This window comes from Paenibacillus sp. MBLB1832 (genome assembly GCF_032271945.1).
GTDB classification, from domain to species: Bacteria; Bacillota; Bacilli; order Paenibacillales; family NBRC-103111; genus Paenibacillus_E; species Paenibacillus_E roseopurpureus.
In genome coordinates, this window is sequence record NZ_CP130319.1 from 4,829,382 (window position 1) to 4,850,976 (window position 21,595).

Here is a 21,595-nt window from a genome sequence, read left to right on the forward strand (position 1 = left end):
CTAATCTATCATGTCAGGCGGGATCATCGTAACCATATGAAATCTAAACTTATCGGTTTACTCGCAACATCGTTGCTCTTTTTGACTTTCATTGTACTCTCTCTCTCGTTTCAGTCAACCATTTATTTGTATATCGCGAGTGTTTTTCCATTGCTAATCGTACCGTTCCTCCCAGATATACGTTCCAACCAATATATTAAACCGAAATCCAGCGGCGCTGTTCGCCTCCTCACGATGGAGAATAAGGACGGAGGCGATTCCGATTTCTTAGTCATCCTTTTTGAACCTGGCTATGTGAAGTGGAATGGCGGTATGCTATTTTTTAATCTCGCAGATAAAATGAAAGATGTGTATGTCAAGCCTGATCCTTATGCGGCGACACTGACAGTTCTCAAATATGACCTGCTGAAGCACCGCAGCAAGAAGAATTGGATCGGCATTTCCTTAGCGCAATTACAAGAACGCTCTGAGCAGCTCTCTTATACAACAAATGAAGTGAACCGCCTCATTATTCGCATTACGGATATTCAAGAGCTGCAACAATCCAATCATAAGCATCCAGCTTCTGTTGGACGACAAGTTGGCGCTTAGAATTGAATAACCTTCACGAAAAAAATCACCCAGCGTTGGACTTCTCCGCCTGCTCCTTATAGCAGGTGGAGAGTTGCCCAACGCGGGTGATTTTTTTGTTTAGCAATCGTGTTATTGGAGTTGTTCACCGCACAAATACGCAGCTAACGTCCGGACCATAACGCCAGTGGCTCCTTTGGGTTCAATCCCTTTTGCTGACCACAGCCATGCGGTGCCGCCAGTATCGAGATGGATCCATGGCGTTTTCTCAGCAAAATAGCCAATGAACAGTCCAGCTGTAATCGCGCCAGCCCAGCGGTCGGAGGAGGTGGCATTTTTGATATCCGCCACATCGCTCTTCAGCATGGCTCGATATTCGGGATAGTTGGGCAATTGCCAAACTTTCTCGCCAGCAAGGCCAGCTGCTCCAAGGAGCGGCTGCAAGAACGCATCTTCATTGGTTACAGCTCCTGTCGCAATATCTGCAAAGGAGATCAGAATCGCTCCTGTCAACGTCGCAACGTCAATGAGTCGATTCGCCCCTAGTGATTTGGCATACGTAATTCCCTCGGCCAAAATAATACGACCTTCCGCATCGGTATTAAGCACCTCCACGGAATGACCACTCAGCATCGTCACGATATCGCCTGGACGATAAGCTGTTCCCGACGTCATATTCTCCGCAGCTGGAATGACTACAACCAAGTTGACCTTAGGCTTCAACTGGCCCACGACGTGCAGGGCTCCCAGCAATGTAGCGGCTCCGCCCATGTCGCTGATCATTTCTTCCATGCCGTCGGGCTTTTTCATCGAGATACCGCCGGTATCGAAGGTCACACCCTTGCCGACGAGGCCCAGCACGTCGGCGGCATTGTCTGGATCACCCGTGTAACGCAGGGTGATCATGCGGGGCGGGTGCACGCTGCCCCCGCCGACTGCTGTGAGGCCGCCCATCCCGCGGGCGGCGATCTCGTGCTCATCCAGCACTTCGCAGGCGAAGCCATAGTGCTGGGCAAGACGAACGGCTTCCTCCGCGAGGGAAGCCGGTACGAGCTTGTTGCCCGGGAGGTTCGTCAGATCCCGGGCATAGTTCGTGCCCTCCGCAACCGCCTCGGCGGCTGCGATCGCACTCGCCACAAGCGCTGCATCCGCAGCCGCTTCGGCAAGCAACACCGCCTGGCGCAGCTCCGCGCGCGCCGGGTCGTTCTTGCGGTACGCCGCGATGCGGTACGTACCGAGCAGCAGCCCTTCGGTCAGCGCCAACGCGGCTGACCGGCTGTCGATGCCGCTTGGCAGCTTCACCGCCAAGCGCTCGAACTGCAGCGCGAGCATCTGGCGCGCTGCAAACACCGCGGCTGCGCGCAGCGTATCGCGTGAGGCTGCGGGGCCGAGCCCCGCAACGAGCATGTACGCGTACGGCAGCAGCCCGTGAGTCGGCAGCGCCTCGAGCTCGCCTGAGGCGCCGGTGAATAGCCCCTTGTCGCGCATGCGCGCAAGGGCTTGATCTAGCTGCGCCTGGCCGAGGACGCCGTCCTGGCGCAGCTCATCTTCGGTGAGGCAGACGAGAATAGCGTCTGCCCCAGATCGATTATCCATCAACGAAGTGTATACACCCGTTGTTATATCCGTCACTTTTGTAAACATCGAAAGATGTCCCTACTCTCATCTAATTTTCAATTAATAAAACGAAGCCGCCTTTTGCACCACAGATTGCATCGGCAATTGATACGGACACTTCGCTTCGCAGATCGGGGTCTCTTTGCACGGGTCATGATCCGCGCAGCCAATTATTCTGTCCTTCTGACGTTGGAAAAAACCATCGCCCTTCGGCAGCAACCCAAATTTCTCCCGGAATTTACTTGCGATCATGACATCTGGAATCGATACTTCCAGCGGACAGGAGCAATAGTTGCAGCGTCGGCAATCATGCTCGCCAAGCTCACGCGCCAACTGCTCCAGCTCCAGACGTTCCTCTGGACCCACTTCTTGTTCTTGCGCTGCCAGGTTTTCTTGCACTTCCTTAATGCTGATCATCCCGGATATCGTCACATGGACATCTTGGCTGTAGGGATAGCGAATCGCTCGATCCACAGGTTGAATAAAGCCGCCGGATAGAGGTTTCATGGCCACTTTCATCAGATCCATTTCCGTCGCTTTCGGAATCAGTTCATCTAAGGCAAAAGGCTGTGCCAAGTTCAAATGGAATAAAATTTGCGAGAATTGCCCCTTGGAAATCCATTTCACCAACAGATCGGGTCGGTGCCCGGAAATACCGATAAAACGCACTTTGCCTTCGCGCTGAGCCTCTATCGCTGCCTCATAGGCGCCGCCGGGTTCCATTGCCTTTTTATATTCCTTGACATCGTTGACATAATGAATTTGCAGCAAATCCACATGATCCGTCTTCATTCGAACTAAGCTTCGCTCAATTTCCGCCTTTGCCGTAGCATAATCGCGAGCCCCTGTTTTCGTCGCTAAGAAATACTCATCTCTACGATGGGAAATGCATTCCCCAATTATTTCTTCACTATTGCGATAAGCTGCTGCTGTATCTATATAGTTAATGCCGTGATCCAAGGCATAATTCAGCGTTTCTCTAGCTTGCTCGATGGGCACACCGGGTAAATTCATGGCCCCGAAACCTAATGATGAAACTTGATAACCGGATTTACCGAACGTCGAATATCGCAAGACCTAATTCCCCCTTAGGTTGATTACACTTATTGTAATACAACTCTGTTCCACTTTCCATTTTCCTACACATAGGAACAGATAAAAGCATCTAAGGCATTCCGCCTTAGATGCTTCCTCTTTTCAGCCAATTAGCCGAAATTCAATTCTTTTTCCAGTCCGTGATGTCTCGAAGGGTTCGACCATCATTTCCCCAGCCCCAAGATATCCCGTTAAATCTGCCATCGCCCTTAGGCGTTAGCGTTGGCTTTGCCATCGGTTTGCTTGTGGGCTTGATGGTCGGTTTAACCGTAGCCTTAAGGGTTGGTGTTGGCTTGCTCGTAAGGGATGACTTCTTGTCATTGTCGTCATCATCATCGTTCTTCCGATCGGACTTTGGGGTCGACGAGCGATCATCCTTACTATTGTCTTTATTATCTTTATTGTTGGAATTACGATCATTGCTATTATTTCTGCCGTTGTTGTCGTTCTTGTTGCTATCATCCCGATTATTTTTCGGTGTTGCCGTTGGCTTGGTTACTTGACCATGGGACGTGTTCCCTGTGTTATTGCCATTGTTGCTGTTTTTCCCATTGTTGTTCTTGTCTTTCTCGTTGTCCTTATTCGAACCGTTATTCGATCCAGACTTCTCCGCCATCTGCTGGACTCTCTCCGACAGCTTGCCAGATTTCTCATCCGCTAGCAGTCTTTCCAAGGAATTTTTATCAATCGGACGATCAGGCTTCACGAAAGATTGAATGCCGCCGTTTTCTTTGGCAAGATTATGGATGGATGTGGATTTGATATCATCTAGGGATACCTTCACACCATTATCCATCGCATTGAGATAGATCGCATATTTACCAGCGGATATGCCGCTTGCTTGCGCTTCTTTGCGAACTTCTTGCGGCGCAGCGAACGCTTGAACTTCGAAATTTTTCACTTGGTCTGGATGACTGTCCTCGATGTGCTTATTTACCTGCGCCTTCAGCTTCGACGCAATCGCCTCATCATTGACATTTGACTTAGGACCAACAACCGTGGATGAGATAATAATATCTCCTTCACCTTTCGCGAGGGCCCCTTGTTCAGCCTTATCCAAAATCGCAGAGGTGACATCTGCAAGTGATTTGCCCTCAAACACAAGTGATTCAATCAGCTGTTCTCCATCCCTATTCAAGCCATGCAAGTCACGTACAACTTCCTTGTTATCAATCCCAATTTCAACGCTAGGATTAATATCGATCGTTACGTAGGCAACGACACTATTGCCAGGCCCGTTTCCTGTCAACGTTGAAACTAATACAAAACATACCACAATCGCTGCTGCCAATCCCGACAAAATGGCCATCTGCGGAACGCGTAATCGACGTTTCACAGGTGCATATAGAATCTCTTCTCCCAATTCACAACTGCGAGTCCCCCTTGGTAGCTTCTCAAACCGCCCCTCAGCGTTCATTACAATAATGGAGTTCTCGCTTAGTTCCATTACAATCCCCTTGTTCATGCGCTGTTCTTCCCTTCGTTCAACTTTCTTCATCGCGAATATGTAAGTAATCCCGTAAATACGGATAAGGACCATTAAAAATAAGTGCAATAGCAATAATGTACTTACGATTTCGCTCCAACGTTTTTCTTGATACTTGAACTTGCTCGAGCAACTCCTTAATTGGCAGCTGTCGCTTCGTCAGCAGAGTGCGCATAAGCTCTGCGTCGTGTGCAAGTGTTCGGCCAATACCAAATAGCATTTGCCTCGAATCATCGTGCTTGGGGGAGGCATCGGTTAATTCCGAGAAACTAATCTCAAAATCACTTAAGCAGCGGTTGAAATCAATAATTTCGCTCCGTCTTTCTTCCAGACCCTTCTGTTTCTCATAAGCTTCAATGGCTTGATGGACCTCGATCGGATTCATCAGATTATCTTCTTCATCCTCTTGATCGAAGGAACTGTAAGGAATCTGCCCTTTAAATCTCTGTTCCTTACGGATAAAGTCAATCAATCTTCGCCTAATCACCGTTTCAGCAAAGCCTAAGAATGACCTGCCCATCACGGAGGAATACTGGTTAATAGCTTCATTAAAAGCGGCTAAAGCAATACTGAACTCATCATCTCTTGCTGGATCAATAAATCGCTTGCAGAATCGACTTGTTACTTTAGCCACGTATGGCTGATAGTCTGCAATAAATTGATTCCGAAGTCGTAGGTCTCCTGATTGGATTTGATGTATGATGACCTCAAGGGAAGAGGCCTGTGGTTCATCTTTTCCGTGGGACTCTTTATTTCCCAGAAACTTCTTGAATAGTACCAGTAGCACCTTTCCACCTCACAGTATAGTAGTTTCGTCCCTAAGTAGTTAAATTCAGGGGGTACTTCCGAATAAAATCTGAAATAAAATGCTGATTCATTATAACATAGATCACCAAATGAGCACCTACTGGCAAATAAACCCTTGGTTACGGTTTCAATTACTTTATGAATCCTTTATAATATTAAGATAGGGGGTGTTTCACATGGAAGCAAACAATCAGTTTGGTAAGTTCCTCGAAACGTTAAGAGGCAAAGCATCACTACGGAAAGCAGCAAATAAAAGCGGTTTATCTCACGCCTACATTAGGGATCTGGAGTTAGGGCGTAATCGTACCACAAATGACATCATCAAGCCATCCCCTGAGACTTTAAGAAAACTAGCACATGCCTATCAATATCCATATACGGATTTATTAAAAAAAGCAGGTTATTTAGAAGAAGCGGTCACATGGGCTTCCACACCTGAAATTCAAATAGATCAAGTCTGGTATGTGGAGTTTGGCATTCAGACCATCCTTTATGTCTCAGCAGACGGCATGAAAGAAGAAAGAGTGGAGTCACTCGTCGCATTCACGTCTTTCATCGAAACTTTAATTGAGCAGCACTTCGTGAAGTTGGATAATCACCTTTTTGTAAATCTGAAAAAAATAAAAAAGTATGCCCCATCAGAAGGCAAACTTTTTTTCGACATCTATGAAAATGCGCCATGCATTGTGGCAGCGGCTATTCCGCAAAAGAAATATCATCAGACGATCTTAGATCACGTTGCTGCAAATAATGGACATATGGTAAGCCATTCATCGACAATCGCTTCATCTCCGATGAAAGCTAATTTCTTTACTTAACGTAGCGTAAATGAAAAGCAATGTTGCCATAATTAGCATCTGTATGGGCATTATTACACTGTAAGCACTGTTAGGATATACATGTCGATAAGCAATTCCAAGCAATACAACTAGAATAAACGAGTATACACCTGCATTCTCTCGTGTGAACGGAATACTTGTATAGTTGGATAAAAAAGTGAATCCCAGCCTAAACTTAGAGAGTGTGAAGAAAAAGGCACATTTGGCCAGCAGCGAAATAATTCGAATCAAAATGACATCTACGGGGCGGTTCATCACTTCAGGATACGAAACAACTTTCATCATTTCCATACAAACCAGGACGCAAGTACCTAGGATGGCCGTTATGATATAGCCTGAAAGCGCGATCAGGAGTGCTGGTACCAGTCGATAACGCCAGACAAGCTTCAGCAATACGCACAGGATACCTATAATGAGCAGGGGTGAAGTATTTAGAAGCAGAACGAAGGATCCTAGAAGTCCTGTTGCCAAAATCTGTTTCCAATACGGCTTCATACGAAGTCGAAATAACATCAGTGCACATATTATTATGGGAAAAACATACATAAGTGCGGTTATCCATTTCACCCATGTAAACAACTGTGAGTCCCTCATTTCTTAACAATGTGTTTGTACCATACTGCCACGATATGTTACATTTATTTGAATATACATCATATTGTTAATTTTGCATGTAAATTGGACTAAGTTGGCTGTTTCTGTGTATCAGTTGACACTAGTTTGTCATGTTTCGGTAAGGAATGGAGTGAAAGCAATCAATGGAACACCTTTTCACGGTTGCCATTGTAGAAGATAATTATTGGATTGGCCAAATGCTAGAAAGCTACTGTCAGCAATGCGGCTTGCAAGTACTTTGCATCATGCCCGATGGGGAGCAGTTTCTAAAAGTGTATGATAAACTGCAGCCCGATATCCTGCTGATGGATATTGGTCTCGAAGGGTACATGGACGGTATCTCCGTTGTTCAAGCCATCCAGAAGGCAGGCTATCATCCGAAGGTGATTATGGTAAGCGGAACAACGGATACAAATCATATATTGACTGCCTTTCACGATCTTGATTCGGTTTACTTTTTGTCCAAGCCTGTCATACTGCCTAAATTCCAAGCTGCGATCCGGAAGACCATAGCTCAGATTCAATTAGATCGAAGCCGTTCACTGCAAGAGCAAGCAGCACCTGCGTCCACCTGGATCACGGTTAAAAGTCAGAAATCAGAGCTCCCCATTTCAGAAGATGCTATTCTGTATGTTGAAAAGGAAGAGAAACGCTTATCGCGGATTCATCTTGTCAACGGGGCTCAGATGGAATCCAGCACCAATCTGTCGGAAATTTTGGCGCAAAGCACACCACATATGTTTAGTCCCTTCAAAGGTTTTCTCGTGAATCTAAGGCATGTCGTTTCCTTCGTGAAGGAAAGCGGGTTCCCAACATCACGCCGATTCCTGATACATTTGAATCATACGTCGGTCACCATCCCTTTGAGCCGTGATTTGCAAAAGGATTTTGCCAAGTTATTGCAGGAACTGAAATAATTATGATGCAGCAAAAAACCTCCCGTTCGTGGATGGGCTTCTACGGTCAATTCCGCAGCACCCTATCCATGAACGGGAGGTTTCGATATCATCGAACCTCTATGAATTTTTGGAGGTTTTTTTATTTTTTAGCTTATCGCGGCGCGCGCTCAGCATTTTCAACCGTTTCATCAGTTGATCCTGCCATTCCTGATCCTCGATCGATTTCGCGAAGCCTAGCAAATCCAACGCCATGTCAATTTGACATCGTACGATATCCATCGGCTCTTCGCCTTCGTGATTCACACAATTATCATGCAGCAGATGATCCTTCCCATCGACATACTCGATGAAATCAACCTCCACCGCACCATCGCCATGGGCATATTCGGCAAGAATTTCGTACTCGTTTTCCACCAAATAGTGAACCTCGATATGGTGACACACCGGACAGAATAGAATGGGCACATTGTGAATTTGTGTACGGATATGCTTCAAAGTACCTTTCGTTCCAATCATACTGGCTCCACAGCAAAAGCTCATGGAATTCCCTCCTATTCATAAACCCGGATTATTTTAATATATTCGTTACAAATGTGTGAAATTCCTTTTTCGTATGAGAGCTAGCTTATGTCAAATCATTCTAAATGTGTGTGAATAAGCATAAATATTGTAGAGATCGATCCATTACGTGGTTTTCGAATTCTTTAAAGTGAAGGGGAGAGCGGCGTGAACATGATTCCGAGTGTTTCCAGACAGATTGCTTTTGTGCAGTATGACGATCAATCCTCCAGCATGACAGTCCAGTATCATACCGGATTCAAGGCCTCTTACACCAATGTCAAACAAGACGAGTATTTGTTGGTCTTCTCATCGGCCAATCGGTATGACTCTTTAATGAGACTTACGGAAAGTAGGTTCATGGAGGGCAACATTTCAACGAAGTGAAGATTTGCAAGTAATCTCCTCCTGTTTCGATGGGTGGAGATTTTTGGTTTATATGGCGCATATGCTACAATTGGAGATAGGTTTTGCTGGCATGGTTCTCCTTCGTATTTCCATATGCCCTAGAAAAGGTGAGTCTGATTTCTATCCAATCTCCTTTATTCCAAATTGATCGCGATACACTGCATTTCTTAGTGCGATCCCCTTCTACGCAATTTATTTATTGGCAACTTTCATCAAGCAAACAAAGGCTCCTGAAGGAGCATTATGACAAAGACTGGCGCGAGCTCAGCCCCGCGTTACGCTTTCATACCTTTTCGGATGATCTGGACGCTGAGAACACCGATGATCCAGCCATTGGGAGCATCTTAGAACTTCCACTGCCGCAAGGCGAATCATGTTTTATCGGAGGTTTATGCCCAGGACGTACCTATTATGCAAGTCTCGGCATTCATAATGAGCAAGGTCAATTTCTTCCACTGCTCCATTCCAATACCATTGAAACGCCAACTGGCGACTGGAGGGAAACCTCATCTGCAGTTGGTGTTGTCTCACCTTACATCTATCTCCCTGCGACCCTTGTCGTCAAGCAACGCACGCCTGATGCACACGCGTATTTCTCAGCTTATTCGGTTTATGTACCGAAGCCTGCTTACTCGCTAGATACGGAATCCGGAGGCGATACGTAATTGAGTTCATCCGTCCAAGGTTATGTTGCTCTGCTCTTGCACGCTCATATTCCCTATGTGCGTCACTCAGCAACTGAGGTTACGCTTGAAGAACGTTGGTTTTTCGAAGCGGTTGTCGATACGTATTTGCCGCTCATTGACATGATGGATCGGCTTATCGAAGATGGTGTGCCCTTCCAGCTTACTCTTTCACTGTCACCGCCTTTGCTAGCTATGCTTGAGGACTCCCGGCTTCACATGAGGCTGCGCAAGCATCTCTCGACTCTCTGTGAGTTGGGACAACGTGAAGTTATTCGGCTATGGGGGGATGAACACTTCGGCCCCTTAGCCAAGCTGTACGCCGATCACTACCATCGGCTCCATCTGCTCTATGATCGCTTGCATGGCGATCTCATTGCCAAGTTCCGCAGTTTAAGCAGTACAGGCTGCTTAGAGCTCATTACGTCCGCCGCGACGCATGCCTTCTTGCCATTAGTCAAGAATGATGCCGTGATGCGTGCACAGCTCGAGGCCGCGGTGCACGAATTCCGCCGCCATTTTGGTAGCAGCCCTTCTGGCATTTGGCTGCCGGAATGTGGCTATACTCCTTCGCTGGAGCCTCATCTCCGCGAACTGGATCTTCACTACTTCGTTGTGGACACTCACGCTCATACGCTCGCGCTGCAGGATGAAGCAGCGGATCACGCAGGGCTGCCGCTGCGCACAGCAAGCGGCGCCTGTGCCTTCGCCCGGGACCCCGAGGCCGGCGCCCAGGTCTGGAGCGCCGAGGCCGGATACCCCGGCGACCCTGACTATCGCGACTATTATCGCGATATTGGACACGACCTCGGCCAGCACGGCGGGGCCGAGTGGGCGTACTTGAAGCCCTATGTGCTGCCTACTGGCGCACGCATCAACACGGGCTTCAAGTACTACAGCGTCACCGGCAAGGGTGACGCCAAAGTTCCCTACGACCCGGCGCGCGCCGCGTTGAAAGCTCAGCTCCATGCTGAGCATTTCATCGCCAGCCGGGTGGCGCAGGTGCGCCGCCTCGAGGAGCGGCGCTCGAGTCTTGATGCAGACGCAGCGGATTCTGCGTCTGCGCAGCCCTCGGTCATCGTATGTCCCTACGATGCCGAGCTGTTTGGGCACTGGTGGTACGAAGGCCACCAGTGGCTGGAAGCTGTGCTGCGCGGCCTCGCCGCGCGCAGCGATGATGGCGTAGTCGTGTCCACGACTACGCTTGGCGGCTACGCAGCCGCCCATGCGCCGACCACGGAAGCTACGCTTCCCGTGTCGAGCTGGGGTCGCGGCGGCTACGCCGATGTCTGGCTGCAGCCGCGCAGCCAGTGGGTGACGCCGCGGTTGCACGCCGCGGAGGACCGGATGGTGCAGGCTGCGCAGCGGCACCGTGATCCTGCAGCGCTGAGCAGCTTGCAGCTGCGGGCGCTGAACCAAGCCGCGCGAGAGCTCATGCTCGCGCAGAGCAGCGATTGGACGTTTATTCTCGACGCAGACACGGTAACCTCTTACGCAACGAAGCGCATTGAAACGCATCTTGCGGGGTGCCATTCTATTTTACATATATTAGAAAAACCTACCTCCGACAAGGAGTTGTCCACACTCGTACATGCCTTGGAGCGAAAGTCTCCGTTCCTGCCCGAGCTAGATTACCGACTGTTTTTAGGCCATTCATCAAGTCATAACGCGTCTGGGTCAACTTTGAGCACACCTACCGCGCTACCGCTGCAAGAAGTCGCTGTGACAGCCGCTCTTACAGCATCCAGCGCTCATCATTTGCACATTCTTATGCTCGCTTGGGAGTATCCGCCCCATGTGATCGGCGGCCTCGCAAGAGCCGTATGTGACTTATCGCAACAGCTCGCTTCTGAGGGACATACCGTCCACGTCGTAACCTGCCAAGCTCACGGATGTTCCTCTTATGAAGTCGTTGAGGGTGTCCATATTCATCGGGCTGCCGCTTTACCGACAGCGGATACGCTTCATTTCCTAGACCGCGTCCTTCAAATGAATTTAGCCTTTACAGACGTTGTACTTGCCTTATCCCGGCAGGGGCTTCAGATCGATCTCATTCATGCTCACGATTGGCTCGTGTATTATGCCTCTCAGTCCGTTAAACAGGAACTAGGGGTCCCTCTCCTTGCGACGATACACGCCACAGAAATAGGTCGAAATCGCGGGAAGCTCGAATCACCTTTGCAGAAGCGAATTCATACACTTGAAAGTAAATTAACAGAAACTGCTGACCACGTTATTGTGTGCAGTCACGCCATGCAGCAGGAAGTTCGAACACTTTTTCATCTGCCCGCTCATCAAATCACAACCATCCCGAATGGGGTTTCATCTTTCCGCAAGCCTAAACAGACCGATCAGGCGACGAATCGGCTTCTTCACGAGGCGATTAGCAGCGTTAACGGCTCCTCTCGGCTCCTTGCTTTTCTTGGGAGACTTGTCTATGAAAAAGGCGTACACACGCTGCTAGCTGCTATGCCGCTAGTACTGGAACGATTCCCAGATACGACGTTAATCATCGCTGGAGAAGGCCCTGAACGACAATCGTTGGAGGCGCTTGCGTCCCCTAATCACGAGCGAATTCTGTTCACAGGCTTTCTAGATGAAAATGATAAAAACATACTACTGGAGGCAGCTGCGCTTTGCATTTTCCCGAGCCTCTACGAGCCGTTCGGATTGGTCGCCTTAGAAGCGATGGCTAGTGGAACGCCACTGATTGCCTCTGAGGTTGGCGGTCTCAAGGAAATTGTCAACACCGGCAGCAATGGCTGCACATTCCCTCCCCATGATAGCGACGCCTTAGCGCGGCATATCATTCAACTTTTCGAGCAACCTGCTGTCGCTGAAGCACTTGCTTCTAACGCTTTGCAGTCGCTTTATCCAATGTATGACTGGGCACGTATCGGTTCTTTGACAACTGAGCTGTATGAGCGAGTACGATCTGACCAACGGCCACCATCCCTTAGCACCACGCCTCCGAAGGAAATAATGAAGTAATTGGATATCTGTACCAAATGAAAGCGCGACCAGTAAGAATTTTCAGAAATTTTTCAAAGAATCATTGATTCCTTTGTCAGAATTAGGTAACCTATTGGCAAGACTTGTGCTCCATCGTTCAGACCTCTTGGCCTGAGCTGAATTGCGCGATCAAACAAACAAGTGGGGAAGTGATTGTATTGCCAAGACATCTGGTCATCGGAAATGGAAAATTCCTTATTAACCTCGATCAGCATTCCTACATGCGAGATCTGTACTATCCTTTCGTAGGCCAGCTTAACCATATTGGCGGTTATCAATGCCGTGTTGGTGTATGGGTGGATGGAGACTTCGCATGGTTGAATGCCCCTGAGTGGCAATTCAAGCTCGCTTATGTCGAAGATTCTCTCGTCACTGAAGTGACCGCTACACATCCAGGGCTCGGTATTACCCTGCTTATGAATGACGGCGTTCACCAGCGTGAGGATATTTATTTGAAACGGATTCACATTACGAATCACACGAATACGGTTCGCGAAGTCCGCATGTTCTTCAACCAAGACTTGCTCATTAATGAGACAGAAGTTGGCGACACAGCGGCCTATTATCCTGCGACGAACACCGTATTTCATTATAAAAAAGACCGTTATTTCATGTTTAACGGCAGTACTGGCACTGAGGGAATTTATCAATACTCAACAGGTGTCAAACGTTTCTACAACGCAGAAGGTACTTGGCGCGACGCCGAGGATGGCCACCTCATGGGGAATGCCATCGCACAAGGCTCCGTCGATAGTACGATCTCCTTCCGTTTATTCGTCCCGCCGAATGGCGACCAAACACTCTACTACTGGATGGGCGCAGGCAAAAATTTAGAGGAAGTCAAGAAGCTCGACGCCTATGTCAAAGACAGTCATCCTGGCAAGCTGCTCGACCGCGTAACGGTGTACTGGCAGCGCTGGGCTAACAAAATTGATCGCGATTATTTCGATCTTAAACCAGAGGTCCAACGACTATTCAAACAAAGCCTCCTGCTCGTTCGCACGCAAACCGATGTGAATGGTGCTATTATCGCTGCGAACGACTCCGACATCATGCAAAGCAACCGCGACCATTATAGCTACATGTGGCCTCGCGACGGCGCGCTCATCGCTTACTCCATGTCGATGGCAGGTTACCAAGGGATGATCATCCCGTTCTTCAATTTCTGCGCCAATGTGCTGTCACCTGAAGGTTATTTGCATCATAAATACAATCCCGATGGCACGGTAGGCTCCAGCTGGCATCCTTATATTCATTCAGGTCGTGTGCAGCTTCCGATTCAAGAAGATGAAACAGCCCTTGTCTTGTACGCGCTCTGGCAGGATTTCCAGAAGAATGGGAGCCTCGAATTCGCTCAATCGCTTTATCGCAACCTTATTCGTCGGGCAGCTCGATTCATGTCCACGTACATTGATCAAGAGTTGAACTTGCCGAAGCCGAGTTACGATCTGTGGGAGGAGCGTTACGGGATTTATACGTTCACAGCTTCTGCTGTGTATGGCGGCTTAATCGCGGCTTCGAACTTCAGTAATCTCTTCGGAGATGAAGAGCGGAGTAATCGTTACAAGCATACGGCGGAGAAAATTAAATCAGGTATCCTCAAGCATCTATGGGATGAAGGGGAACAGCGCTTCGTTCGCGGCTTGTGTATGGAGGACGGCGCGTGGGTCAAAGATATGACGCTGGAAAGCTCCGTGTACGGGATCTTCGAATTTGGCGTATTGCCTGCTGACGACCCGCGTGTCGTAAGTACGATGCAAGCGAATAAAGCTGGCCTCATGATCAAAACCGAAGTCGGCGGCTCCGCCCGTTATCATCATGATTATTATTTCCAACGTTCCACCGATATCGATAAAGTGCCTGGGAATCCGTGGATCATCTGTACACTCTGGATTGCCGAATGGGAAATCGAGTACGCCAAAACGATCGCCGATCTTGAAGCACCTCGCCAAACGCTCGAATGGGTCGTCAAGCATGCGATGGAAAGCGGCGTGTTATCCGAGCAGTTAGATCCATTCTCTGGCGAGCCTGTCTCTGTTGCACCGCTCACCTGGTCACATGCGACTTACGTGCTCACCGTTGTGAAGTATCTCAACAAATATAAGCAACTTTCAGGGAAATAATAGGTTGTTTCATCGGCCGCTCTCTTATGGAGGGCGGCATTTTTTTGTAAGTGGTGTGTGGTAATCAACCCAGCCGACATACTAGCATTTATATAGGAATGCAGCTCCTAAAGCTACTATTTAGATGGAAAACATGTATCTAATTTCGCTGGAATTAGCGATGAATTTCGATTAAATGGATTTATTTATGAAGGGAGGCGTCCACGATGGGGAGTTTCATCTTTTTTTTCTTTATTGCGATAGCCATTCTAACTCTAATTTCAGCCTTCTCTCAAGGTTCTCATAAGAAGAATGGGCGTAGACAAGGAGATAGCCATTACGACTCTGGCAGCTCAAGCGGCTTCATGAGTGATTCTTCTTACGAGAACCGCCATCACCACGGAGGCCACCATCATCAACATCATGGCGGTCATGACAGTCATGGTCACTCCGACAGCAGTGGCGGGAGCAGCGGAGGCGGAGATTCTGGCGGTGGTGGCGGCGATGGAGGAGGCGGTGGTGGCGGGGACTAATTCAACGCTACCCGAAATAGCCAGCCTTTCTCATACGGCGATTCATACAGCAGCATCGTTGCCCGTTCCAGCAACATGTTTACCCCAATTACTTTCCCTGACACGGGCGATAATAACTCATATTCGTGGGTCGCTGTTTCTAAAGAGCCGAGAAAGCCACCGTTGGTTAGCTCTGCACCCTTTTCAGGAAGCTCAATGTATAGAATCATCCCCCACTTCTCTAGCCCATGCTCAGACAGACCAATCACGGCCTCATTTCCTTCTCGGCGAATCCAAAATACATCTTCCGTTGTAATCACATCCATCCTGTTATCTCCTCAGTGAAGAAAGACCCCTCAGCCCGCATTCGCATGCTAACCTGAGGGGCCTTCCTATGTAGTTAAAACTTATTTAACAACCAAGTTTTTGTCGCCTGGTTTCCAGTTCATTGGGCACAATCCGCCGGATTGAAGCGCTTGAAGCACACGAAGTGTTTCTTCTACGCTGCGGCCTACGTCGTTGTGGTTAACAACTTCGTATTTCAATTCGCCTTCTGGATCGATGATGAAAAGACCGCGAAGCGCGATACCTTCTTCTTCGATTAGAACGCCGTAATCACGAGCAACGGATTTCGTAATGTCAGCAGCAAGTGGGAACGCCAATTTGCCAAGACCGTTGTCATTAACCGGTGTGTTGATCCATGCTTTGTGTGTATGGATGCTGTCGATGGAAACACCTAGAATTTCAGTGTCCAATGCTTTGAATTGGTCAGCTGCATGGCTAAGTGCTGTAATTTCTGTTGGACATACGAATGTGAAGTCCAATGGGTAGAAGAAAAGAACTAACCATTTTCCTTTGTAATCAGACAAAGATGCTTTACCAAAACCTGTGCCATCACCTGTAGCTGTCTCCATTGTAAAATCAGGAGCTTGTTTACCAACCAAACGCTCTGCCATGGGTATAATTCCTCCTCAAATCTATCTTTATTCGTATAAAATGGTACCATCCACCTACTTGAAAGTCAATAATTAGATCGTATATTAGATAATAATTATTTTAAAAAATAAAACTCGCATCCTCCAGCATTTCTGCCTGCGAGAGTGCGAGTTTTGTTTATTATTTACGCATTGCGTCTACAATCAATTGACCCATTGCAATCGTGCCGATCGCTTTGCTCTTATCGACAGCGATATCACCTGTACGGTGTCCAGCGTCTAGTACTTCTGCTACCGCACGTTCGATGGAATCGGCTGCTTCGTGGTAGCCGAAAGTCAAACGGAACATCAAGGCAACAGATAGGATCGTTGCGATTGGGTTGGAAATACCTTGACCCGCGATATCAGGCGCAGATCCGTGTACTGGCTCGTACAAACCGAAGCTGCCTTCACCAAGGGAAGCGGATGCCAACATACCGATGGATCCTGTCAACATAGCTGCTTCGTCACTCAAAATGTCACCAAACATATTCTCAGTTACGATAACATCGAAGCTGGACGGACGGCGAAGCAATTGCATCGCACAGTTATCAACCAATACGTGCTCAAGCTCTACATCTGGGTAGTCAGCCGAAACACGGATGACCACTTCACGCCACAAGCGGGAAGTTTCAAGAACGTTCGCTTTATCAACAGAAGCAAGTTTCTTGCGACGTGTGCGTGCAATCTCAAACGCTTGACGCGCGATACGCTCGATTTCGTTTACGTTGTAAGCACAAGTATCAACCGCTTCTTGACCATTTGCCGTTTCACGACGGAATTTCTCACCGAAGTAGATACCGCCAGTCAATTCACGCACGACGATCAAATCAGTTCCTTCAAGAACTTCTGGTTTCAACGTGGAAGCTTCTTTCAAGCAATCGAAGATGAACGCAGGGCGGATGTTGGAGAACAAGCCAAGCGCTTTACGAATACCGAGAAGACCTGTTTCAGGACGAAGCTCCTTGGAATTGTTGTCCCATTTCGGACCGCCAACTGCGCCTAGAAGAACTGCGTCTGCGGATTGGCAAACCTTCAATGTTTCTTCAGGAAGAGGTGTGCCTTTCTCATCGATCGCAATACCGCCGAATAGCGCATGCTCTGTTTCAAATTGGTAGCCGAACAATTCTTCGGTACGTTTCAATACTTTTTCTGCTTCTGCAACGACTTCTGGACCAATACCGTCCCCAGCGATTACCGCGATTTTTTTCACATCTGCCATGACAATCATTCACTCCTTATTTTAGCAAACCTAGTTCGTTCGTTATTCTTTCATTCTATCCTGACACCATTGTAACATAACTAGACACCCTACTTTAGATATAAAATCTATCACTTTAATAGTTTTTACCTATAAAACATGAAAAAGAAAAACCTCTTACACCTTCCTTCAACGAACAGTAGTGTAAAGAGGCAGGATAACGCTAATTAGCTTGGCTTTAGTATCATGAAAATGAATAAAATGACTCCCACCGTCGATGCGGCATAAAAGTAATTTCGCGCCTTCGCCCATAGCAAGATCTGATCACCTGGCAGTGCCGTTTCCTGCAGATTCGTAGGATCCAGTACCCAGCCACCCAGCTTTTTCTGGTTAGGCGTCGCAAAGCCGATTGCAATAATCTGAATCAACACATATGCGATAAGCGATCCAAGCAGCCAAATTTGCATGAATGAACCGTAATCGCCCAGCCAAATCAGCAACAGTCCACTCAGCACCGCGATCGAACCGCCGATTTTCGGGAAAATCTCCAATCGCCTGCCGACCCGTAAGGACATCCGCAGTTCCTCTAAGGTTTGATTTCTCCGAAGCAGCACATGCGCAAAAAATGTTGGGCCCACCCCAATAATCGCCGATAACACATGAATCAGAACAAGAAACTTCACATTCATCCACCCTCTCGATACTATGTAAAATAAAAACAACACAATGTTAAAGATACAATCCGTTCTCTCGTTTTTCTATGTGGGCACACACCATTTATGGATATTTTTTCCAAAACTCAGATTAAGATTTTATCAAATTTTCTAACTCGATTATTTCATGATGCTAGGGAGCGGCTCTTTACGTTTCTGAAAAAGTGGCGAGATTGAACATTGTCATATGCGATAAATCTTATGAGACATTTATACAACAGCATTGTACCAGACGCTTGGAAAGTATTTCAACGAACAGCCTAGGGATCAGGAACAATTCGGGAAATTAACTATTATCGAAAAAGAGATTTGTCGATTAGCACTATCGCGTGGGCAAGCAATTTCTCCCCGCATGTGTCTGAAACTTTTCCGATTCGGGACTAAGAAGTCACGGAACATCCTCCATAAGATGAAAGAAAAAGAACTTTTGATTCCCGTAGGTGAAGGCCAGCAACGAATCAGGTCCTATCAGTTGCACCCAGCATTTTCCTTCCAGATGGTTAGGTAAGGGAGCGTCGCGGCAGTGCAGCACCCTTAAGTCCCCTCGGGGGCCTTATTGGCGCGCAGGTGCGCTGGGGTCGACGCCCGCCACTGCCGCGGCTGTACCCCCTGCGCCGCAGATGCACGCAAAAAACACCCAAAGCCCATGAGCTTTGGGTGTTATCAAATCGTGCGCTGCCGATTCGCTCATGCCCTAGGCATTTTGCAAATAAGCTTCCATCGCTTTCGCCAGTTTCTGCATGCCTAGAACCGTCGTTTCACGGTCTGTGTGCGTGTAGTTCAAGCGCATTGTGTTGTACTGTGGATTTTCCGCGTAGAAGGTAGCACCTGGAACAAAGGCAACGCCCTCTTTGACCGCGATTTTCAACAATTCCGCAGCATTAATTTGCTCAGGAAGTTCGACCCAAATGAACATGCCGCCTTTCGGCTCTTCATATTTCAGGCCAGGCCAGTTCAACTCAGCGAGCAGCCCTGACATGAACTTCATCCGATCCAGATACTGTTCACGAATTAAGGAAATATGTGCGTCCAGATCAAAATGCTCAAGCAAATGATACAGCGTCTGCTGATCAATCGTTGAAGAGTGCAGATCCGCGGATTGTTTGAAACGAGCAACTTGACGAATGATCGACTCGTCGCCCATCACCCAACCCGTACGGAAAGCTGGTGCAACGGTTTTGGAGAATGTGCTTGTATACACGACATTGCCACCCTCAGCTTTACCGCCAAGCGAGAAGATTGTCGGATAGCTTTCGCTCTCATCGAACTGGATTTCCCCGTACGGGTCATCTTCCAGAATGAGCACATCCGCGCCGCGGCAAATATCTAGCAAGCCTTGACGACGCTCCAAGCTCCATGCCCGACCCGCTGGGTTGGAGAAGGTTGGGATGACATAGACCATTTTCGGATTATGCTTCGCGATTTTGGCCGCCAAATCATCGAGAATCATACCGTCGCTATCGCTATCAACGGAGTAGATTTTCGCACCTTTGGCTTGGAACACTTGGATCGCTGCCAAATACGTCGGACGTTCAACAAGAATTACATCGCCTTCGTCAATGTACACGCGAGTCAAAAGATCGATCGCTTGCTGCGAACCTGTCGTTAACAACATCTCATCAGGCGTCACGATCATGTTCTTAGCCGCCATACGCTTACATAAGGATTCACGCAGCGGCTTATATCCCTCAGTCAAACCATATTGCAGCGCAGATTTGCCGCCTTCTACAACCCTTTTGAACGCATCGCTGACAGCGTCTAATGGGAAATATTCTTCAGCAGGCAGTCCGCCAGCAAAGGAAATAATCGAGCTTCCCTGCGTCAGCTTAAGAATTTCTCTTACTGCTGATGAGGAAAAGCCTTCCAACGATTTAGAAAATCGATATTTCATACGGGGCCGCATCCTTTCGCATTGCTAGCGATTATATTAACGTGACGTTGCTTCTGTTGCTTGTCGGGTTATTGCGTTTATCTAACAGTCGATTCACCGCGTCCAAATACGCTTTCGCGCTGGCTTCTAGAATGTCAGTTGAAATTCCGCGCCCTTGAACAGAGATGTTATCCTGCTTTAGTACGACGTGAACTTCACCAAGCGCATCTTTCCCGTGAGAGACGGATTTGATGGAATAGTCATCCAGCTCAACGTTTTCCTTCGTTACCTTATCGATCGCGTTATAAATCGCATCGACGGAACCATTTCCTACTGCGCTCTCCGCTACTTCGCTGCCATCTTGCATGCGAACATGAACGGTTGCGGTTGGCGTCATTTGGTTGCCGTAAGCGACTTGAAGCGTGCCGAGCGCGAACACTTCCGGCGTCTCGATCAATTTCTCTTCGATCAACGCGCGAATATCTTCGTCTTCGACTTGTTTCTTACGGTCAGCCAAATCCTTGAACTTGGCAAAAGCCACGTTCACCTGCTCCTCACCCAGCTCGTAGCCGAGATCAATAAGCTTCTCACGGAAGGCATGACGTCCGGAGTGTTTGCCCATGACGAGCTTGCTTTCCTTCACGCCGATCGTTTCTGGAGACATAATCTCGTACGTTGTCTTCTCTTTGAGCATCCCATCCTGATGGATGCCAGACTCATGCGCGAAAGCGTTAGCGCCAACAATCGCCTTGTTGCCTGGAACCACCATGCCTGTCAGCTTGCTGACAAGACGGCTAGTGCGGTAGATCTCGTTCAACACAAGCGATGTTTTCGCTTGGTAGAAGTCCTGGCGTGTTTCCAGCGCCATGACGACTTCCTCGATCGAGGTGTTCCCTGCTCGCTCGCCGATTCCGTTAATCGTGCCTTCGATTTGATCGGCACCATTCAGTACAGCCGCGAGCGCGTTCGCTGTCGCCATGCCGAGGTCGTCATGGCAATGCGCGCTCAATTGAATTTTCTCAATACCTGGAACCGTTTCCTTCAGCATTTTGAAGATATTACCGTAGTCGTAAGGGGTCATATACCCGACCGTATCTGGAATATTCACGACAGATGCGCCAGCGCGAATGGCCATATTGGTCACTTCAGCGATGAAGTCCAGCTCCGTACGTCCAGCATCTTCGAGGGAGAACTCGATTTTGCTGAAATATTTCTTCGCATATTTGATCGCTGCTTCAGCTGTTTCCAGCACTTGGTGTTTCTCCATACGCAGCTTATGCTGACGATGAATCGGAGATGTTGCAAGGAAGAGATGGATGCATGGATCCTGCGCACCTTGTAGCGCTTCACGCACAGCCTCGATATCCTGCTCTCTGGAACGAGACAAGCCAATAACCGAAGCATTCTTAACCGCTCTCGCGACTGCATTCACAGCTGCCAAGTCACCTAGGGATGCCGCAGGGAAACCAGCCTCCATGCGATCTACGCCCAGTTTCTCCAGCTGTAACGCGATTTCGACCTTCTCCTGTGTATTCAAATTCACTCCTGGCGATTGTTCACCATCACGCAGCGTTGTATCAAAAATATAAATTTTACGCACCATGTCACCTCCTGAAAGTAAGTTTTCTTAGTCG

At 48.2% G+C, this 21,595-nt stretch carries 20 protein-coding genes; 8 read left to right on the top strand and 12 right to left on the bottom strand.

Annotation, left to right across the window (positions count from 1 at the left end; genetic code table 11):
- Positions 1-36: 36 nt before the first annotated feature.
- Positions 37-591, top strand: a complete 555-nt coding sequence (locus MJB10_RS21700; RefSeq protein WP_314798326.1) for a hypothetical protein — start codon at positions 37-39, stop codon at positions 589-591.
- 111 nt (positions 592-702) lie between these two features.
- Here the strand turns inward: MJB10_RS21700 and MJB10_RS21705 are convergent, their stop codons facing one another.
- From MJB10_RS21705 to sigI, 4 genes are all read right to left on the bottom strand, one after another.
- On the bottom strand, positions 703-2,214 hold the full coding sequence (locus MJB10_RS21705) for a leucyl aminopeptidase (RefSeq protein WP_314798328.1): 1,512 nt from the start codon (positions 2,212-2,214) through the stop codon (positions 703-705).
- Between the two features lie 33 nt (positions 2,215-2,247).
- Positions 2,248-3,261 carry an aldo/keto reductase gene (locus MJB10_RS21710; protein WP_314798332.1) on the bottom strand — a complete coding sequence of 338 codons (1,014 nt, stop codon included), beginning with the start codon at positions 3,259-3,261 and terminating at the stop codon, positions 2,248-2,250.
- A gap of 142 nt (positions 3,262-3,403) precedes the next feature.
- Complete coding sequence (locus MJB10_RS21715) at positions 3,404-4,747, bottom strand: anti-sigma factor domain-containing protein (protein ID WP_314798335.1); 1,344 nt, start codon at positions 4,745-4,747, stop codon at positions 3,404-3,406.
- 19 nt (positions 4,748-4,766) lie between these two features.
- Positions 4,767-5,555: an RNA polymerase sigma factor SigI gene (gene sigI / locus MJB10_RS21720; RefSeq protein WP_314798338.1), complete on the bottom strand. Its 789-nt coding sequence runs from the start codon at positions 5,553-5,555 to the stop codon at positions 4,767-4,769.
- 196 nt (positions 5,556-5,751) lie between these two features.
- Here sigI and MJB10_RS21725 point away from each other — a divergent pair, with 196 nt between their 5' ends.
- Positions 5,752-6,393: a helix-turn-helix domain-containing protein gene (locus MJB10_RS21725; RefSeq protein WP_314798341.1), complete on the top strand. Its 642-nt coding sequence runs from the start codon at positions 5,752-5,754 to the stop codon at positions 6,391-6,393.
- Here the strand turns inward: MJB10_RS21725 and MJB10_RS21730 are convergent.
- Entirely contained in the window at positions 6,361-6,927 is a 567-nt protein-coding gene (locus tag MJB10_RS21730; protein WP_314798344.1) for a hypothetical protein, read from the bottom strand. The two genes, MJB10_RS21725 and MJB10_RS21730, sit on opposite strands and share 33 nt — an antisense overlap.
- Before the next feature lie 245 nt (positions 6,928-7,172).
- Between MJB10_RS21730 and MJB10_RS21735 the strand changes: the two genes are divergently transcribed.
- Positions 7,173-7,946 carry a LytR/AlgR family response regulator transcription factor gene (locus tag MJB10_RS21735; RefSeq protein ID WP_314798347.1) on the top strand — a complete coding sequence of 258 codons (774 nt, stop codon included), beginning with the start codon at positions 7,173-7,175 and terminating at the stop codon, positions 7,944-7,946.
- Between the two features lie 99 nt (positions 7,947-8,045).
- Here MJB10_RS21735 and MJB10_RS21740 read toward each other — a convergent pair whose 3' ends face one another.
- The gene (locus tag MJB10_RS21740; RefSeq protein ID WP_314798350.1) at positions 8,046-8,468 is read right to left on the bottom strand and encodes a hypothetical protein; all 423 of its coding nucleotides are present in this window, start codon (positions 8,466-8,468) and stop codon (positions 8,046-8,048) included.
- A gap of 192 nt (positions 8,469-8,660) precedes the next feature.
- On the opposite strand from MJB10_RS21740, the gene MJB10_RS21745 reads away from it, so the two are divergent.
- The 5 genes from MJB10_RS21745 to MJB10_RS21765 all read left to right on the top strand — a co-directional run bounded on the left by MJB10_RS21745 (position 8,661) and on the right by MJB10_RS21765 (position 15,224).
- On the top strand, positions 8,661-8,873 hold the full coding sequence (locus MJB10_RS21745; protein ID WP_314805811.1) for a hypothetical protein: 213 nt from the start codon (positions 8,661-8,663) through the stop codon (positions 8,871-8,873).
- 83 nt (positions 8,874-8,956) lie between these two features.
- Positions 8,957-9,559: a DUF4912 domain-containing protein gene (locus MJB10_RS21750; RefSeq protein ID WP_314798352.1), complete on the top strand. Its 603-nt coding sequence runs from the start codon at positions 8,957-8,959 to the stop codon at positions 9,557-9,559.
- Complete coding sequence (locus tag MJB10_RS21755) at positions 9,560-12,568, top strand: 1,4-alpha-glucan branching protein domain-containing protein (protein ID WP_314798354.1); 3,009 nt, start codon at positions 9,560-9,562, stop codon at positions 12,566-12,568.
- A gap of 179 nt (positions 12,569-12,747) precedes the next feature.
- Positions 12,748-14,712, top strand: a complete 1,965-nt coding sequence (locus MJB10_RS21760) for a glycoside hydrolase family 15 protein (RefSeq protein ID WP_314798357.1) — start codon at positions 12,748-12,750, stop codon at positions 14,710-14,712.
- Positions 14,713-14,918: 206 nt separating this feature from the next.
- On the top strand, positions 14,919-15,224 hold the full coding sequence (locus MJB10_RS21765) for a hypothetical protein (RefSeq protein ID WP_314798360.1): 306 nt from the start codon (positions 14,919-14,921) through the stop codon (positions 15,222-15,224).
- Here the strand turns inward: MJB10_RS21765 and MJB10_RS21770 are convergent.
- The 6 genes from MJB10_RS21770 to MJB10_RS21795 form a co-directional block, all read right to left on the bottom strand.
- Positions 15,221-15,529, bottom strand: coding sequence for a glycine cleavage system protein H (locus MJB10_RS21770; protein WP_314798363.1), 309 nt, complete (start codon positions 15,527-15,529; stop codon positions 15,221-15,223). The two genes, MJB10_RS21765 and MJB10_RS21770, sit on opposite strands and share 4 nt — an antisense overlap.
- Before the next feature lie 81 nt (positions 15,530-15,610).
- Positions 15,611-16,159 (bottom strand): peroxiredoxin, encoded by a 549-nt coding sequence (locus MJB10_RS21775; protein WP_314798366.1) that lies wholly within the window; start codon positions 16,157-16,159, stop codon positions 15,611-15,613.
- A 160-nt stretch (positions 16,160-16,319) separates the two neighbouring features.
- On the bottom strand, positions 16,320-17,399 hold the full coding sequence (leuB, locus tag MJB10_RS21780; protein WP_314798367.1) for a 3-isopropylmalate dehydrogenase: 1,080 nt from the start codon (positions 17,397-17,399) through the stop codon (positions 16,320-16,322).
- 206 nt (positions 17,400-17,605) lie between these two features.
- Entirely contained in the window at positions 17,606-18,067 is a 462-nt protein-coding gene (locus MJB10_RS21785) for a DUF2269 family protein (RefSeq protein ID WP_314798369.1), read from the bottom strand.
- Positions 18,068-18,785: 718 nt separating this feature from the next.
- Positions 18,786-19,982, bottom strand: a complete 1,197-nt coding sequence (locus tag MJB10_RS21790; RefSeq protein ID WP_314798373.1) for an aminotransferase-like domain-containing protein — start codon at positions 19,980-19,982, stop codon at positions 18,786-18,788.
- 31 nt (positions 19,983-20,013) lie between these two features.
- Positions 20,014-21,561, bottom strand: a complete 1,548-nt coding sequence (locus tag MJB10_RS21795; RefSeq protein WP_314798374.1) for a 2-isopropylmalate synthase — start codon at positions 21,559-21,561, stop codon at positions 20,014-20,016.
- Positions 21,562-21,595 lie beyond the last annotated feature (34 nt).

Bases quoted from the DNA above. Each gene is read 5' to 3' on its own strand.
- MJB10_RS21700 (WP_314798326.1), top strand. From the start codon at position 37: ATGAAATCTAAACTTATCGGTTTACTCGCAACATCGTTGCTCTTTTTG.
- MJB10_RS21705 (WP_314798328.1), bottom strand. From the start codon at position 2,214: ATGTTTACAAAAGTGACGGATATAACAACGGGTGTATACACTTCGTTG.
- MJB10_RS21715 (WP_314798335.1), bottom strand. From the start codon at position 4,747: ATGAACAAGGGGATTGTAATGGAACTAAGCGAGAACTCCATTATTGTA.
- MJB10_RS21725 (WP_314798341.1), top strand. From the start codon at position 5,752: ATGGAAGCAAACAATCAGTTTGGTAAGTTCCTCGAAACGTTAAGAGGC.
- MJB10_RS21730 (WP_314798344.1), bottom strand. From the start codon at position 6,927: ATGTTATTTCGACTTCGTATGAAGCCGTATTGGAAACAGATTTTGGCA.
- MJB10_RS21735 (WP_314798347.1), top strand. From the start codon at position 7,173: ATGGAACACCTTTTCACGGTTGCCATTGTAGAAGATAATTATTGGATT.
- MJB10_RS21740 (WP_314798350.1), bottom strand. From the start codon at position 8,468: ATGAGCTTTTGCTGTGGAGCCAGTATGATTGGAACGAAAGGTACTTTG.
- MJB10_RS21745 (WP_314805811.1), top strand. From the start codon at position 8,661: ATGATTCCGAGTGTTTCCAGACAGATTGCTTTTGTGCAGTATGACGAT.
- MJB10_RS21765 (WP_314798360.1), top strand. From the start codon at position 14,919: ATGGGGAGTTTCATCTTTTTTTTCTTTATTGCGATAGCCATTCTAACT.
- MJB10_RS21770 (WP_314798363.1), bottom strand. From the start codon at position 15,529: ATGGATGTGATTACAACGGAAGATGTATTTTGGATTCGCCGAGAAGGA.
- MJB10_RS21775 (WP_314798366.1), bottom strand. From the start codon at position 16,159: ATGGCAGAGCGTTTGGTTGGTAAACAAGCTCCTGATTTTACAATGGAG.
- leuB (WP_314798367.1), bottom strand. From the start codon at position 17,399: ATGGCAGATGTGAAAAAAATCGCGGTAATCGCTGGGGACGGTATTGGT.
- MJB10_RS21785 (WP_314798369.1), bottom strand. From the start codon at position 18,067: ATGAATGTGAAGTTTCTTGTTCTGATTCATGTGTTATCGGCGATTATT.
- MJB10_RS21790 (WP_314798373.1), bottom strand. From the start codon at position 19,982: ATGAAATATCGATTTTCTAAATCGTTGGAAGGCTTTTCCTCATCAGCA.